Source organism: Chryseobacterium sp. L12 (genome assembly GCF_056133985.1).
In genome coordinates, this window is sequence record NZ_JBVYOF010000030.1 from 25,540 (window position 1) to 42,440 (window position 16,901).

Here is a 16,901-nt window from a genome sequence, read left to right on the forward strand (position 1 = left end):
AATTAAACAATACAATGAAAAATATTTTTAAACTTTCTATTTTATCACTCGGTTTACTTGCTTCAACTTCATGTAATCGTGATTTATTAGATACCTATGCTCCGGGAGTAATTTATGAAGAGGACGCTCTATTAAGCAGTGCTGATTTGCAATTATTATTAAATTCTTCCATTAATGTTATGGGGAGTAGAACTGAATCTGAAGCCGTGTCAATCTTCACAGATGAAGTTGGAATTGGATTTGCAAACGGTGGACAAGGAATTAATGAAGAATATGTTTTCTTCTTAAATACAGGTTCTGATTTCCCATCAACAATATGGGTTGAGACCTATGCTGGGATTTCTAGATTAAATAGAATTATTGAGGCAGCGGACAGAATAGTACCTAAAGATACTTCTGATGCTAACCTTATTGCTAATATAAAAGCACAGGCTCTTACTTTAAGGGCTTATGGTCACTTGAGAATTTTAGGATATTTCAGTACTGATCCAACAAATGATAGTGCTTTAGCTGGAATCATAGCTAATAAAGTTTATGTTTATGATGTAAATGATTTTCCACGCAATACTAACGGAGAATTTTATTCATTCATTCACAATGATTTGAACACTGCAATAAATTTGTATCAGACATCAGGCATAGCTGCAAATCCTAATTATGGTAATATAAATTTTGCTAGAGGTTTAAAAGCTAGAGCATTTGCATACAAGGGCGATTACACTAATGCAGAGGTTTGGGCAAATCAGGTAATAAATACACCAGGACTTGTTTTAGCTAATAAAGCAGCTTATAGAGGTATTTTCTGGACAGATGCAATTGCTCCTGAAGTTTTATTCAGAATTCAAAGAAATGTTCAACAGAATAATCAAGATACTAACTTACATAATGCTTGGTTTTCAGTAAGACCTTCGGCAGCGGGATCTCCATTCTTTGAAGTTAGTAGAGCTTTGCATAACAAACTTAATCCAAATAATTTTGCTGCAGGAACTTTATCTACTACTGTTGCTGATGTTAGAGCTAATTTAATTATTGGTCCTGATTCAACAATTAATCCAGATTATTCTTTTGCTCCAGATTATAGAAATTCAGATAGACTTATCATTAACAAACATGGAGGTAGAATAAATACATCTACTAACACATGGGCTAATACAGCAAGTAATCAAAACAATAATTCATTTAAAATTATGAGATTATCTGAAATGTATATGATTGTAGCAGAAGCAAGAGCTCAAGCCTCAGACTTTGCAGGCGTAGCTACAGCAATCAAAGCTATTAGAGATGCTCGTTTTGGCACACCGGTAACAGTTACCACACCTGCTACTCAAACTGCAGCTTGGAAAATGATTCTTGATGAGAGAAGATTAGAATTTGCGTTTGAGGGTTATAGATTTATGGATATTAAGAGATTGGGTACTAAAGCTAATTCTGGTTTGGATAGAGATCCTGCTGATTATAGCTCATTAACATCAAATTATCCTGCAGCTAATCCAGTAAATATGCCTTTAACTAGTTTTAAATGGACTCTTCCTATTCCAAATGTTGAGACCAATGTGAATACTGAGATCGTACAAAATCCTGGATATTAATTTTTAAACAATTATTATAATGAAAAACATATTTAAATTATTAGGTTTATTTGTCTTTTTATTTGCATTCGTTGCATGTAAAGATGGCGATGAAAACACTATGTATGATGGTGCTCCTACAGCTTTCTTTTTAGATGAATTTGCGGTAGCAAAAGGGCCTGATGTCGGTTATAAAGATTTTGATATCAAAATAGGAACCATGAGTCCATTACAGAATGCAGCTGACTTTAGAGTGGCAAGAGTTAGTGGAAATGCTGTAGAAAATCAAGACTATGAGTTGCTTAACAATGGAGCGGTGCAAATACCTGCTGGAAGCAACTTAGGAATTATTAAGCTAAGAGTTTATGGTGCCAATTTATCTCAAACTATTGCAAAAACATTAGTATTCGATTTAGTTTCACCAAGTGTACCTAAAGCAAACTATAATGGGACTATTAGTTTATCATTAATTTTTGGTTGCGATTCTGCTCTTGCTGGAACTTATCAATATTCAACTGTAAACTTCTTCTCACCTGACACAGGGGTTGTTGTTACAACTCCAGTTACAGGAAACGTTGTTATTGGACAGGCAGGAGACGGTATTTACTCAATCAATGACGCAAGTTTTGGTGCATATAAAGCATTATATGGCGGAACTTCTATTGCTTCCAATGTTAGGTTACAAGATCTTTGTGGTAAACTTTCCTTTCAAGGAGCTAATCAATATGGTGATAATCACTTTATCAGTAACGTAGTAGTTAATGGGAACCAATTAACTTTCAGATGGTCTACATCGTACGGTGAATATGGAACAACTACGCTTACAAAATCAAATGGTAACTGGCCAGCTTTAAATTAATAAGTTTCTATAAACATATTATTATACAAACCCCGTCATCGACGGGGTTTTTTATTTCCTTTTATTTCTTATTTTTGCCTTTACAAAAAAGATTCATGAAATACATTTTCTTCATTATATTTTTCCTTAGTATTTCCGTAAATGCACAGGTTATAAGGAATAAAACAGACTCAAACAGACTCGAAAAAAAAATGTCTGATACGTTAGTTATAGATTCAGGTAATAAAGATTCATTAAAAATCTTTAAGCCTACTATTTATGATTACCAATATCAAACACAGTTTTCTGAAAAGAAAATCTTTGATACGGTCATGACTTTTAAGAAAACCTATATTTTTTCGCAATATAACAATAGAGATAATTTTGGAAGGGTACAGTTTGCCAATATTGGTTCAGGATTTAATCAGTTGTCTTATGAGTTAAATGCCGAGCAGAATCTCTCTCTTATGCCTGAAAATAAATCTTATGGCATTATCGGAATCAAAGATGTAAAATACTATGATGTTAAAACCCCGACAGCGACATTCATTTATCATACGGCAATGAGAAATGGAGCTGCCTTACAGTCTACATACACTCAGAATATTGGTAAACAGTTTAATTTTTCCTTAGATTATATGGGGCTTCGCTCGCAGGGTTTCTATAGAAATTCTTTAGCAGCCAATAACAATACTCTATTTTCCGGTCATTATACTTCTAAAAAAGGAAATTATGAGTTATTTGCACATTACCTTCATCAGAATGTTAATAATCAGGAAAACGGAGGGATAATTGATGATGACCTTTTCTTATCTGGCGAACGCCAATTTAGAAACAGACAAAATGCACAGGTCAATTTGCAGTCGTCAAGCTCACAGTTTTCTTACAGACGGTATTATCTAAGTCATCAGTTTACACCTTTCAATAGTGAAAAGTTCCCATTCAGAATCAGACACACAATTTTTAATCAAGGGAACAAGTATTACTACGATCAGGATGCGGTAGAAAATTATTGGTTTGAACTGCCTTCAGAAATTGTTGGCGGATTTCCTCTTTCCACTAAAAAACACTCAAATAATCTGAGCAACACATTGAGTCTCGTTTTCGATAATGAGCGTTTTAAGCTGGATGTTGGAGTAAGGCATCAAAATTTAAAATTTGGTATTACAGAAAATGTTTTACCCTTCTTAAACATACCTTCTGAAATTAAAGAAAACAGATTGGGCGCAGTAGGGAATATTCAGGTAAAGTTATTTGATAAATTCCAGTTAAATTCATTTCTTGAATTTTCAAACGGAAGCCAGTTTGGCAGTTACATTAAAACAACCAATAATGTTAAATTTGAACCAATCAAGGGTTATTTTGTTGATGCAAAAGTTAATTTTCAAAGCGCATATCCGTCATTCAATTATTTAGCAAATACTTCAATTTATAGAGGATTCAATTATTTCTTAGAAGATGCAAAAAATCAGGCAGTAACAGAAATAGGAGGTAGTGTTAATCTGAAATGGTTCCAGTCTCAATTGTTTGCCAATTATTTCAGAATAGATAATTATACTTATTTTGGTTCTGATGCAAAGCCAAGACAAAGCAGCAACTCTTTGAATATTTCTCAGATTGGTGGTGACGCTACATTTTCATACGGAAAATTCCATCTGAATACGAGAGTTCAGTTTCAGAATGCTCTTACCAACAAAGAATTGCTTCCGATGCCATCAATAATCGGAAGAGCCAATTTTTTCTTTCAGTCTAAAGCATTTAAAAATGCTGCTGAAATTCAGGCGGGTTTAAAAGTCTATTATTTTTCAAAATTTGCTTCAAGAGAATATTTTCCTATTCTTAATGAATATATCTTGCCCGGAAACGATTCCTTCTCTATTGGTGGACAGCCAATCGCCGATCTTTATTTTAATATGAAAGTAAAAAAAATGTTTTTCTTTATAGAAGGTCAGCAGATCGGAACTTTAATTTCTCATAATAAGGCATATGCATTTCCTCATTATCCCGTATACGATTTCAGATTGAATATTGGAATTGTTTGGTATTTGTTCAACTAAAATTATCAAGAGTTGAAAACAGTAAAAAAAATAGCTTTCAGTGATATCGACAGTATCCCTCAACTGATCAAAGATTTTTTGAGCAAAAATATTGCTGGCTTTGAAAACAGTACTTTTTCGGATGAAAATTTTGCTCATCAAATTAAGATTAAACAGAATTTTTCTGATAAGAATAGACAGATTCTTGCAGAAACAATTGAGCAGCAGCTTTCGGAATACAAATTTTCAGCAAAACAAACAGAGAATTTAGAAAAGCTTACATTAAACAATACTTTTACGGTAACTACAGGACACCAACTCAATCTCTTTTCAGGACCTGTATTTTTTATCTATAAAATTTTGCAGACCATCAAAACCTGCGTTTATCTGAAAGAGAAATTTCCGGATTTTAACTTTGTGCCTATCTATTGGATGGCGTCAGAAGATCATGATTTTGACGAGATTAATCACTTTAAAACTGAAAACGGTTTCTACGAAATCAATGAAAAAAGTGGCGGAGCTGTAGGAAAGATAAAAATAAATGATATTTTTTTTATTTCTGAATTTGAAAAAGAATTTAAAGATACCATTTTTGGAACTGAATTGCTTTTAATGCTGAAAGAAGCTTATAAACCGGGAAATACTTTAACGCAGTCTATTCAGACTTTGGTTCAAAGGCTTTTTTCCCAATTTGGATTGCTGATTGTGGATGGCGATTCAAAAGAGCTGAAACAACATATGGTTACTATTTTTAAGGACGAACTTACGCAGTTTAGCCTTGAAAAAGCATCTAGGGAAAAAGTAGATTTCCTTACAGAAAAGTATGGAAAAGTACAGGTAAATCCCAGAAACATCAACCTGTTTTATCTTACTGATACTCGAAATAGAATTGATTATGACGGAACAGATTATTATATTGTTGACAAAGACATAAAATTCACTCAAGAAGACCTACTTTCTGAGCTTGAAAATCATCCTGAAAAATTCAGTCCTAATGCATTAATGAGACCGGTATATCAGGAAAATATTCTTCCCAATCTGGCTTATATCGGAGGTAATGCTGAAATTATGTACTGGCTTGAACTGAAAGATTATTTTTCTGAGCTTAACATACCTTTTCCGATTTTAATACCTAGAAATTCAATGCTTTTTTTATCAGAGAAAAAATTAGATAAAATAGACAGACTGCATCTCAATATTGAAGATTTCTTCGGTAATTTTACTAAACTAACAAATGAAAAGATATTATTCGGTAACGAAATTCAGAATTTGTTACAAAGTAAAGAAGGCGAACTTCGTCAACAGTTTGCTGATTTAAAAAAATCGGCACAGCTTACAGAGAGATCTTTTGGGAACTTGGTGGAAGCCGAAGAAACCCGACAGCTGAAATCTTTCGGAAGAATGAAAAAAAGATTATTAAAAGCAGAGAAAATTAAACAAAAAGAACTTTTGGAACGTCTTGAAAGGCTCTTTTTAGATATACATCCGGCTAAATCATGGCAGGAAAGAATTTACAATTTCAGTGTTTTTTATGCAGATTTTGGTAATCAGTGGCTAGAATTTTGTCTGGAAGAAATGTCCTTAGAAGATTCAAATCTAATAATAGTTGCCATTTAATTTTAAAGAAGTATTTTTGTAAATTATAATGTCGAATATGATAAAGAGGTTTTTTGTATTATCTGGTTTATGTATGTTTCTGAGTATGTCTGCGCAGAAAACTCATACGGTTGTAAAAGGCGACACTCCGTACAATATTTCCAAAAAATATGGTCTTACGGTAGATGAACTGCTGAAACTTAATCCGAAAACTAAAGACGGAAAAATCGCAATCGGTGACATTCTGGTTGTAAAACCAGGTGGAAATGCTGGTTCTGGAAACTCTGCAATCCCGAATAAAACCACACAGCTGGCGAAAATTATTCTTCAGCCTAAGCAGACTATTTACGGCATTACCAAACAATATAAAATTTCTGAAGCTGAATTGAGAAAATTGAATCCTGATCTGGATTCTCACATGAAAATTGGTGATGAAATCACACTTCCTCTTGATAATATAAAAAAATATGGAGGTTCATCGGTTATTGCATCAGCAACGCCAATGGACGCTCCTTCGGTAAGTATTACGAATAATAATTCTAAAATAGATTCAGACAGCTCAAAATCTTCTGTTTTATCAGGCAGTTCTTCTCAGGATGAATACGCAACATATACTGTAGAACAGGGAGATACTGTTTTTTCTATTGTGAATAAATTTGGCATCTCTATTGACGAACTTATCGCACTCAATCCGGATTTAGCAAAAGGACTAAAGACCGGAATGATCTTGAAAATAAGAAAGCTTGATCCTGCTTATATCAAGAAAAGCGGGGATGCTTTAAGTGTTGTTTTGATGCTTCCATTCGGATATAGTACCAACGAAACACAATACCGTTCAATGGCAGTTGATTTTCTTACAGGTGCCAAATTAGCTATAGAAAGAAATGCTTCGGGAGGTCAAAAATTAGATGTCAAAATTGTAGATTCCGGTAATGAAGCTTCTTTTAAGAGTTCTCTTTCTCAAATTAATCCGAATAATACGGATTTAATAATAGGCCCGTTTTTCAAGTCGAATGTTATTGATCTATTAGACTTTACCAAGACTCAGAAAATTCCTGTTGTAGCACCTTTTGCCAACTCTTCAGAACTATATGGTTACAGCAATCTTATCATTCTGGAAACTACAGACCAGACTTATGCCGATAAAATAGCTGAAGAAGTAAAGGCTGCCTATTCTGATCAGAAAATATATATTGTATCAGATGCTAAAAAAGAAAATGCAAATTATCTGAAATCCGATCTGGAAAAGAATTTGAAAAATCCTAACATCATTGTCGTGAATTCTGCTGCAGATATACAGCTGGATCAAAATATGATGACGGGCCAGTCTGCGCCTGTTATTGCTATATTGGCGAGTGATAATGAAAATATTGGGGAAGCCTTTGCTAATAAAGTGATTGCTCTATCCAAAGAAGTTCAGGGTATAAAAGCATTTAGTATGTACTCTGTTCCTAGTTTTGATAAAAAAGTAGATGAGCTGAGTCAGGCAAATCTTGTTTATCTTATGGACCGGAAGATTGATACTGACGGAAGATTTGAAAAAGAAATTTTAGCAGCTTACAGAGAAAAATACTGTAAAACTCCGGGTAAATATGCAATTATCGGCTTTGATGTCGTAAATGATATGCTTACAAGAGAAAATAAAAAAGGAGAAATCTTTAAGCAGATCAACAAAGTTCAGACGCAGCTTGCTACAAAATTTGAATTTGTGAGAACAAAGTCCAATGGTGCATACATCAATAAAGGTTTTCGTATCATAAGACTTGTTCCATAGTTTGGAAGTAGTTTTACTTAAATATTATATTTGTACTAATTTTTAAATTAATAAATGAAAGCACTTGTATTTCCTGGGCAGGGGTCACAGTATGTGGGAATGGGGAAAGAATTGTACGATTCTCGCAAAGACATTAAAGATTTGATGGAATCTGCCAATGAGATTTTAGGTTTCGATATCCTTTCGCTGATGTTCAGCGGAACAGATGAAGATCTTAAAAAAACTGAGGTTACTCAGCCCTCAATATTTATACATTCTGTTGCTGCCTTAAAGGCTGTTAATGGTTTGGGTGCAGAAATGGTAGCAGGACACTCTTTAGGAGAATTTTCGGCATTGGTAGCCAATGGTGTTTTATCTTTTGATGACGGGCTGAAGCTGGTTTCCGAAAGAGCAAAAGCAATGCAGGAAGCCTGTGATGCAAATCCTAGTTCTATGGCTGCAATTTTAGGTCTTGATGATGCAAAAGTGGAAGAGATCTGCGCTTCAATCAACGGAATTGTTGTTCCTGCAAATTATAATTGCCCTGGACAGCTTGTAATTTCTGGAGAAACGACTGCTGTAGAAGAAGCTTGTATAAAGCTGAAGGAAGCAGGTGCAAAAAGAGCATTGCTTTTACCGGTAAATGGTGCTTTTCACTCTCCTTTGATGCAACCGGCACAAGAAAGACTTGCAGCGGCAATTGAAAATACCAAATTTAGAAAACCTACTATTCCTGTATATCAGAATATTACTACAACAGCCGTTACAGATCCAGACCAGATTAAAAATAATCTTATTGCACAGTTAACCGGTCCTGTAAAATGGACACAATCTGTACAAAACATGATTAAAGACGGAGCTACTAATTTTGTGGAAGTAGGACCGGGGAAAACCCTTCAGGGACTTATTAAAAAAATTGACAGCGAAGCAATGACAGCTTCTGCAGTATAAAATATATCATGGGCGAGCTGTATTCACCGGGAAAGCTGATGCTTACTTCAGAATATTTCGCTGTAGATGGAGCTCTTGTTCTGGCTGTACCAACAAAGCTGGGACAAGAGTTTTTTTTTGAAGAAAAGGAAGACGGAAATTCAATAATTTATTGGGAAGCTTACCACCAGAATCAATTATGGCTGCAAACCAAAATTGATTATAAAAATTGGCAGGTTTTAGAAACCAATATTCCTTCAAATGCAGAGTTTATTCTCAAAACACTCAGAAATGTTCAGATTTTTTCTGAAACGAAATTAAAGAATACGCATACTTATTTTTTTAAAACAAATCTTCAGTTCCCATCTGATTATGGATTAGGAAGCAGTTCCACACTTATGAATAATCTTGCGGAATGGGCGGAAATTGATCCTTTTAAGTTGAACGAAGTCAGTTTGGGCGGAAGTGGGTATGACATTTCGGTAGCATACTCAAAATCTGCTGTTCTTTTCCAGAATAAACCAAAAATTCATTTTGAAAAGATTAATTATAGTCCTGTATTTAAAGATGAGCTTATCTTTATACATCTTAATCAGAAACAGGACAGCCGTGAAGGAATTAATCTTTATAAATCAAAAAATAAATCAAAAATTTTAATTGATGAATTTTCTGATCTCACAAGAAAAATTTTGTTATGTAATGAATTGGAAAATTTTTCTCAGCTAATGATGTTACATGAACAAAAAATATCCGATTTTATTGAAATTCCGACAGTTAAGTCCATTTTTTTTGCAGATTGTCCTGTTTTTATCAAAAGTTTAGGTGCTTGGGGAGGAGATTTTGTAATGAGTACTAAATTTAGCGGTTATAAGGACTATTTTTGGGGCAAAGGTTTTACTGCTATTTTCAATTGGGATGATTTAATTATTTGATTTTCAATAATATAAATCTTATATTTTTTATTTGTCATTTTCGCTTATATGTTTATATTTATCAACGTTTAACAATTAGTTAATATTAATTTGTTTAAACAGCAAAAAGAAACAGAAAATATAAGTAAAATGAAAAACGCTAAAATCATCCAGGATTTACAAAAATTAGGGATTAAAGGAGATTACGAATTAATTTATAATCCTTCTTACGAAGAATTATATCAAGCCGAAGTTTCACCTGAAAATCAGGGTTTTGAAAAAGCTGAAGTTACAGAATCGGGAGCAGTATCTGTAAAGACAGGGATTTTCACTGGCCGTTCGCCTAAAGACAGGTTCATTGTGAAGGATGATGTTACAAAAGATACTATTTTCTGGGACGGAAAGGTAAATCTTCCTACCACTCCTGAAATTTTTGAATCCTGCAAAGATTTAGTTCTTGATCAGCTTTCATCTGCAAAAAAAATCTATGTGGTAGATACTTTTTGCGGAACTAATACAGATACAAGACTTAAAGTAAGATTCATCGTAGAAGTAGCTTGGCAGGCACATTTTGTTACCAATATGTTTATCCGTCCTTCGCATTATGAGCTGGAAAATTATGGCGAGCCGGATTTTACTGTAATCAACGGATCAAAAACCACCAATCCGAACTGGGAAGCACAGGAATTGAATTCTGAAAATTTTGTGATGTTCAACCTTACGCAAAAACTTCAGATAATTGGGGGAACCTGGTATGGCGGAGAAATGAAGAAAGGTATGTTTGCAATGATGAATTATTATCTTCCGCTAAAAGGTATGGCGTCTATGCACTGCTCTGCAAACGTAGGAGAAGATGGAGATGTTGCTCTTTTCTTCGGGCTTTCAGGAACAGGAAAAACGACCTTATCTGCTGATCCTAAAAGGTATTTAATTGGCGATGATGAGCATGGCTGGGATAATAACGGTGTTTTCAACTATGAAGGCGGATGTTATGCAAAAGTTATTGATTTATCTGCTGAAAAAGAACCAGATATTTTCAGAGCGATCAAAAGAGATGCTCTCCTTGAAAATGTGGTAGTGAATAACGGTATCTGCGACTATTCTGATGGTTCTATTACTGAAAATACAAGAGTATCTTATCCTATTTACCATATTAATAAGATTGTACTTCCTTCAAAAGCAGGTCACGCTAAAAAAATTGTTTATCTTTCTGCTGACGCTTTTGGTGTATTGCCTCCGGTTTCTGTACTAGACGAGAATCAGGCACAGTACCATTTCCTTTGCGGTTATACTTCAAAACTTGCAGGAACTGAAAGAGGAATTACAGCACCGGAACCTTCTTTTTCACCAGCATTTGGAGAAGCTTTTCTGACGCTGCATCCTACAATGTACTCCAAAACTTTAATTGGTAAAATGAAGGAACACGGAGCTAAAGCATATCTTGTAAATACTGGATGGAACGGAACTGGAAAAAGAATTTCTTTAAAAGACACAAGAGCGATCATTGATGCGATCATCGACGGATCAATTGAGAACGCAGATAAAGTAACATTGCCTATTATGAATCTTCAGATTCCTACTTCATTACCAAATGTTTCTGAGGGAATTCTTGATCCTAGAGACACGTATGCCGATGTAGCAGAATGGGAAGAAAAAGCAAAGGACTTAGCAGCAAAATATATTAAGAACTTTGAGCAGTATTGCGATAACGAAGAAGCGAAAAAGCTTATTGCTTCAGGTCCTCAATTACAAAAACAAACGATTTAATAATTGTAAAATCCGCTTCAGATATTGAAGCGGATTTTTTTTGTACTAATTTTGATTCTTACCAAATAGCAACCTGTACAGATAAAAACATCCTTAGTTATAAATAATCTACTGAATTTCAGTTTGTTTTATCTTAGTTCTTTTATATTTCTTTATTATATTCGCTTTATTTAGAATCATTTTAAATTTTACTATGAATTATTTTGAGATTAATAATTCACTTTGTGATTATTTAATCATATTTTAATCTGAAAGATAATCTGTGATGTTTACTTATTCCATACTTGTTTAGGGCGTCCTGATGTTTTTTTGTAGCATATCCGAAATTGGTGTTCCAGCCATATTCAGGATGTTCGTTATGGAGTTCCATCATTAGTTTGTCACGATAATTTTTTGCAAGTATAGAAGCCGCTGCAATGGATAAATATTTTGAATCACCCTTAATAATACATTGATGAGGAATATAATTGTACGGGTGAAATTTATTTCCATCAACCAGAATTAGTTCAGGACGAATGGTAAGCTGATCCAATGCGTTGTGCATGGCATGTATACTGGCATTCAGTATATTATGCTGATCAATAAAAGAAGGCGGAAGCTCAGAAATTGCAAAACATTTTACGTTATCTTTTATATAGCTGTCAAGTTCCATTCGGGTTTTGAATGTTAATTTTTTAGAATCATTAACAAGTCTTTGCTCAAATTTTTCGTCTAAAATAACGGCTGCGGCGACAACTGGTCCGCTCAGGCATCCACGTCCGACCTCATCACAACCGGCTTCTATATAATTTTCTGACCATTTTCTTAATAATTCCATAAATTTTAACATTTGTTATTTAACATAAATCACCATACTATGTAATAAATAATAATAATTTAAAGCTTTCGCAGTTTTGTATATAAAGTTTTTACAACTTTGTTCACACAAAATTAATATTAAATATGAAGAAACTAACAACAGGAGTACTAGTTTTAGTACTATCTTCTTCTTTCGTCATTGCCCAAGCGCAAGAAACTAAACCCGGCGATAGTTTAAAAACTCAGGAAATTGAAGGTGTAGTTGTTACTGCTCTGGGAATTAAGAGAGAAAAAAAGGCTTTAGGATACGCTGCCCAGGAAATCAAAGGAGATATAATTTCGGATGCCGGACAAAATAATGCTGTAAGTGCTTTGTCTGGAAATGTTGCAGGTGTGCAGGTTACTGCTCCCAGTACGATGGGAGGTTCTACCAGAATAACAATGAGAGGGATTAGTTCCATAACCGGAGAAAACAGACCGCTTATTGTTGTGGATGGTGTTCCGCTAGATAATTCCAATGTAAATGATGTTGATACACAAAGAGGAGCGGGTGGTAGAGATTATGGAGATGCATCATTTGATATTAATCCTGATGATATAGAAAGTGTTACTGTTCTGAAAGGAGGTCCGGCTGCGGCTCTGTATGGTTCCAGAGCGGGTAACGGAGCGATTCTTTACACCACTAAGTCTGCTAAAAAAGGAAGAACTGATATTCAGTTAAATACCGGATTAGCTTTTGAAAGTATTTACATTCGTCCTAAATTGCAGAATATTTATGGTGGTGGTTACTCAGATACTTTGCCAACAGCAACTATCAACGGACAGGTTTACAATATTCAGGAGTATGAAACAGACGCTTCTTGGGGCCCTAGATACGATCCTAATCTTATGTACTTGCCTTGGTATGCGTTTGATCCGGAATTTTCCAATGATTATTTGAAACCAGTACCATGGGTTGCGCCTAAAAATGATGTAGATTCTTTTTTCAACACAGGAGTTACGTATACAAACAATTTATCAGTAGCAAAATCTTTTGGAGATACGAATGTAAGATTGTCTTATACCAATACCAATATCTCAGGAATTGTACCTAATTCTAAAGTTAAAAAAGATAATTTCAGCATCAATCTTAATTCCAAGCTGTCAGAAAAGCTGAGAGCAGAGGCAATTATGAATTATGTGCACACAGAGGGTTTCAACAGACCTGAAATAGGTTATGGAGATAATTCGGTAGCACAGAAGTTTTATCATTTTGGTCAGAGAAATTTAGATTTTAATAAGCTGAAAGATTATAAACTTGCAGACGGAAGCCAAAGAACATGGAACAGATCAGCATGGAATGATCCCCAACCTTTATACTCTGATAATCCATACTGGACAATTAACGAGAATACCTCAGCCGATTCCAGACAAAGATTTTTTGGTAATGCAGGTCTTACTTACAACTTAGATAAGAACTTCTATTTTGCAGGGAAAGTATATGCTGATGTATATTCACAGAATATCAGCTCTCGAATTGCAGTAGGCTCACAGGCAATATCAAATTATTCAATTCAGAAAAGAACAGTTTCTGAGTTTAATTACGAAGGTAGAGCACATTACAACAACAGGTTCGGAGATTTTAGCTTAAATTCATTTGTAGGATTCAATATTAGAGACAACAAAACAAGCGTCCTAGACGGAACAACGGTGGGTGGTCTTATCATTCCTGGATTATACAATCTTGTAAATGGTGTAGAAAACTCTTTGGCATCAAATGCTGAAAGCCATGCTGCTGTAAAAAGTTTATTTGCTTCTGCATCACTGGGCTATAAGGATATGCTTTTCCTTGAGGCTACAGGAAGAAACGACTGGTATTCTATGCTTAATGATAGTGGTTTTTATCCTTCGGTTACCGGGAGTTTCGTATTCTCAAATGTTCTTAAGGCAGATTGGTTGTCTTTCGGTAAAATTCGTGCCGGTTGGTCTAGCATTGCGAACGGCACTAATCCTTATGCAAGAGGAACTTTTATTAATATAGGTTCTCCGTTCAGTGGTTCTCCTGTTTACTCTAATCCAAACACAAAAGGAAACCCGGATATAAAACCAGAACTTAAAATAACTCAGGAAATCGGTTTGGAGGCAAGATTGTTCAGAAACAGAGTAGGAATTGATGTTACCTATTATGATGTGAAATCAAAAGATTTAATTATTCCTCTTCCTCTTGATCCTTCAACAGGTTTCTTATTCAAAACCATAAATGCAGGTGAAATGACCAATAAAGGACTTGAAGCGATGGTTAATATAGTACCGATAAGAAATGATAATTTTTCATGGGACATAACTTGGAATTTTGCCAGAAACCGAAACAGATTGGTAAGCCTGTATGAAGATTTACAAAATCAGGTATTAACCAACGCTCCGTTCAGAGCACAACTTGTTGCACAAGTTGGTCAGGCTTACGGAAGTATTTTGGGAACAGACTATGTTTATGATGCAAATGGAAATAGAGTAGTTGACGAAAATGGTTTTTATAAAGCTTCAGAAATAAAATCTTTAGGATCTATTCTTCCTGATTACAATATGGGCTTCAGAAATACGATGAGATACAAATCTTTAAGTTTATCATTTTTGATTGACATTCAGCAGGGTGGAAAGTATTTTTCTACAACCAACATGTGGGGAATGTATTCCGGAATGCTTGAAGAGTCAGCATTAGGCGGAAACAGAGAAGCTGGAGTTATTTTGCAGGGTGTAAAAGAAGACGGTTCTGTTAATGATATTTTATTAGATGCTCCAACATGGGGCGGAACTTACTATAACACTGTTGATGCCCAGAATGTATTTGATGCAAGTTATGTAAAACTAAGAGATATTACACTAGGATATGACCTTCCTAAATCTATCATTGGTAATGCGATACAAGGAATAAGAATTTCTGCTTTTGCCAGAAACTTATTTGCCTGGAATTTGTCCAATAAAGGAATTGATCCTGAAAATACTTCATATGGTTCAGGTAATATTCAGGGATTGGAAGGTGGATCGTTACCTTCTACAAGGACTTACGGCATCAATGTTAATTTTAAATTTTAAGTGAAATGAAAAAAATAGTTATAATATTGTCAGTTATTGCATTAGGTTTTGGTACCAATAGCTGTTCAGATAAATTTGATGAGATTGATATCAATCCCAATTCTACAGAAAGACCTTTAAGCTACGGTGTTTTTAATAGTGCTAATAAAGAATTGATGGATAATACACGTGACCAGTGGCAATCTGCAAGGATTACGCTTCCGTGGGTACAATATTCTGCTCAGAGAGCTTATACAGAAGAAGACCGGTATCAGTACAGACTTACAACAGGAAATGCATTGTGGAGTTTCTCTTATCGTGTAGCAAAAGATTATAAAACGATTATAGATCTGAATGAAGATCCGCAGACTAAACTGCAAATGGCAAATTATGGGCCTCCTGAAAACCAGATTGCAGCAGCAAGAGTGATGTTATCCTATGTCTTCCTTAATTTGGCAGATTCATTTGGGGATATTCCGTACTATTCTTATGGAAATCAAGATCCTGATTTTCAGGCTCTGAATATTGATCTGACACTTCAGCCAAAATTTGCCAGCCAGCAAAAAGTATACAAGGATATTTTGAATGAGCTGAAAGAAGCTTCTGAAATGATTAGTGTAAATGATGCTATTTTTAGTCAGGGAGATGTTTTGTTTGGATCGGGAGCAAAACTGAAAAAGTTTGCAAATTCTTTAAGGTTACGTGTTGCAACCAGAGTGAAAGGAGTAATTCCGGAAGCAGCAGCGCATATACAGGATGCCATTGCTTCCGGTGTCATGACATCAAATGATGATACTGTAGGCCTGAAATATGAAAATAATCTTGTAAATCCGTCTCCTTTATACAATGATTTCAGATCGAGATCAGATTTTGCAATTTCTAAAACGTTTGTAGATTTATTGAAAGGAAATACAGGTAATTTTGGCTTAGATCCTAGGCTTTTTAAATTTGCTAGCAAGTCAAAATTAAGTCCGGCAGAAGAATCTGATGGAACAAATAGAACTCTTAAGAATAGAATATTAGATGGATCACTTATAGAGTCAACAGATCCTAATGATTTCAATGGAATGCCTTACGGAATTCCAAGTTCTTTGGCTCCAAGTCAGGCTTCTACTGCAAATTTCTTCAGTAAAAATATTCTGAAACCAGATTATACAGAAATTCTTATGGAATATGCGGAGGTACAATTTTTACTAGCTGAAGCGAATGGATGGTCACAAACAAACTACGTAAACGGAGTGAGAGCTTCTATGGAAAGATGGGGTGTACCTGCTGCAGATATTACAGCATATATCAATACATTACCTCCTGCATCTCAACAAAATGTATTAACACAAAAATATATTGCCTTATTTATGCAGCCATATGAAGCTTGGGCAGAATACAGAAGAACGGGCTATCCGAATACATTGCTTTTACCGGGACAGACGGGCACTCTTAATGTTGCTTCCGGCGGAAGTACTACCTATACTTTTACCTCTCTAATTGCAGGATTAACCGATCTTCCAAAAAGATTGTTTTATCCTACTACCGTTCAGACTTTGAATCCTGTTAACTATCAGTCAGCTTCAAGTGCAATCGGAGGAGATAAAATGGACACAAAACTTATCTGGGATACCAATTAAAATCTATTAACAAAGTTTAATATCCCTT

The 16,901-nt window shown here is 34.8% G+C and carries 11 protein-coding genes; 10 read left to right on the plus strand and 1 reads right to left on the minus strand.

Features of this window, described 5'->3' with window-relative positions:
- The first annotated feature begins 14 nt into the window (after window positions 1–14).
- From AC0NBN_RS15505 to pckA, 8 genes are all read left to right on the plus strand, one after another.
- Complete coding sequence (locus tag AC0NBN_RS15505) at window positions 15–1,589, plus strand: RagB/SusD family nutrient uptake outer membrane protein (RefSeq protein WP_160811686.1); 1,575 nt, start codon at window positions 15–17, stop codon at window positions 1,587–1,589.
- A 19-nt stretch (window positions 1,590–1,608) separates the two neighbouring features.
- Complete coding sequence (locus tag AC0NBN_RS15510; protein WP_160811687.1) at window positions 1,609–2,427, plus strand: hypothetical protein; 819 nt, start codon at window positions 1,609–1,611, stop codon at window positions 2,425–2,427.
- A 95-nt stretch (window positions 2,428–2,522) separates the two neighbouring features.
- Window positions 2,523–4,463: a putative porin gene (locus tag AC0NBN_RS15515; RefSeq protein WP_160811688.1), complete on the plus strand. Its 1,941-nt coding sequence runs from the start codon at window positions 2,523–2,525 to the stop codon at window positions 4,461–4,463.
- 12 nt (window positions 4,464–4,475) lie between these two features.
- Window positions 4,476–6,059: a bacillithiol biosynthesis cysteine-adding enzyme BshC gene (gene bshC / locus AC0NBN_RS15520; protein ID WP_160811689.1), complete on the plus strand. Its 1,584-nt coding sequence runs from the start codon at window positions 4,476–4,478 to the stop codon at window positions 6,057–6,059.
- A 37-nt stretch (window positions 6,060–6,096) separates the two neighbouring features.
- Window positions 6,097–7,812: a LysM peptidoglycan-binding domain-containing protein gene (locus AC0NBN_RS15525; RefSeq protein WP_160811690.1), complete on the plus strand. Its 1,716-nt coding sequence runs from the start codon at window positions 6,097–6,099 to the stop codon at window positions 7,810–7,812.
- Between the two features lie 54 nt (window positions 7,813–7,866).
- Entirely contained in the window at window positions 7,867–8,742 is an 876-nt protein-coding gene (fabD, locus tag AC0NBN_RS15530) for an ACP S-malonyltransferase (protein ID WP_160811691.1), read from the plus strand.
- Window positions 8,743–8,750: 8 nt separating this feature from the next.
- The gene (locus AC0NBN_RS15535; RefSeq protein ID WP_160811692.1) at window positions 8,751–9,653 is read left to right on the plus strand and encodes a GYDIA family GHMP kinase; all 903 of its coding nucleotides are present in this window, start codon (window positions 8,751–8,753) and stop codon (window positions 9,651–9,653) included.
- 129 nt (window positions 9,654–9,782) lie between these two features.
- Window positions 9,783–11,399 carry a phosphoenolpyruvate carboxykinase (ATP) gene (gene pckA / locus AC0NBN_RS15540; protein WP_143885659.1) on the plus strand — a complete coding sequence of 539 codons (1,617 nt, stop codon included), beginning with the start codon at window positions 9,783–9,785 and terminating at the stop codon, window positions 11,397–11,399.
- Window positions 11,400–11,631: 232 nt separating this feature from the next.
- Here the strand turns inward: pckA and AC0NBN_RS15545 are convergent, their stop codons facing one another.
- A complete protein-coding gene (locus tag AC0NBN_RS15545) occupies window positions 11,632–12,216 on the minus strand; it encodes a ribonuclease HII (protein WP_160811693.1) in 585 nt (194 codons plus the stop codon).
- 125 nt (window positions 12,217–12,341) lie between these two features.
- Between AC0NBN_RS15545 and AC0NBN_RS15550 the strand changes: the two genes are divergently transcribed.
- Together AC0NBN_RS15550 and AC0NBN_RS15555 are read left to right on the plus strand one after the other, a co-directional pair.
- On the plus strand, window positions 12,342–15,269 hold the full coding sequence (locus AC0NBN_RS15550; protein WP_160811694.1) for a SusC/RagA family TonB-linked outer membrane protein: 2,928 nt from the start codon (window positions 12,342–12,344) through the stop codon (window positions 15,267–15,269).
- Window positions 15,270–15,274: 5 nt separating this feature from the next.
- Window positions 15,275–16,873 (plus strand): SusD/RagB family nutrient-binding outer membrane lipoprotein, encoded by a 1,599-nt coding sequence (locus AC0NBN_RS15555; RefSeq protein ID WP_160811695.1) that lies wholly within the window; start codon window positions 15,275–15,277, stop codon window positions 16,871–16,873.
- Window positions 16,874–16,901: the final 28 nt, after the last annotated feature.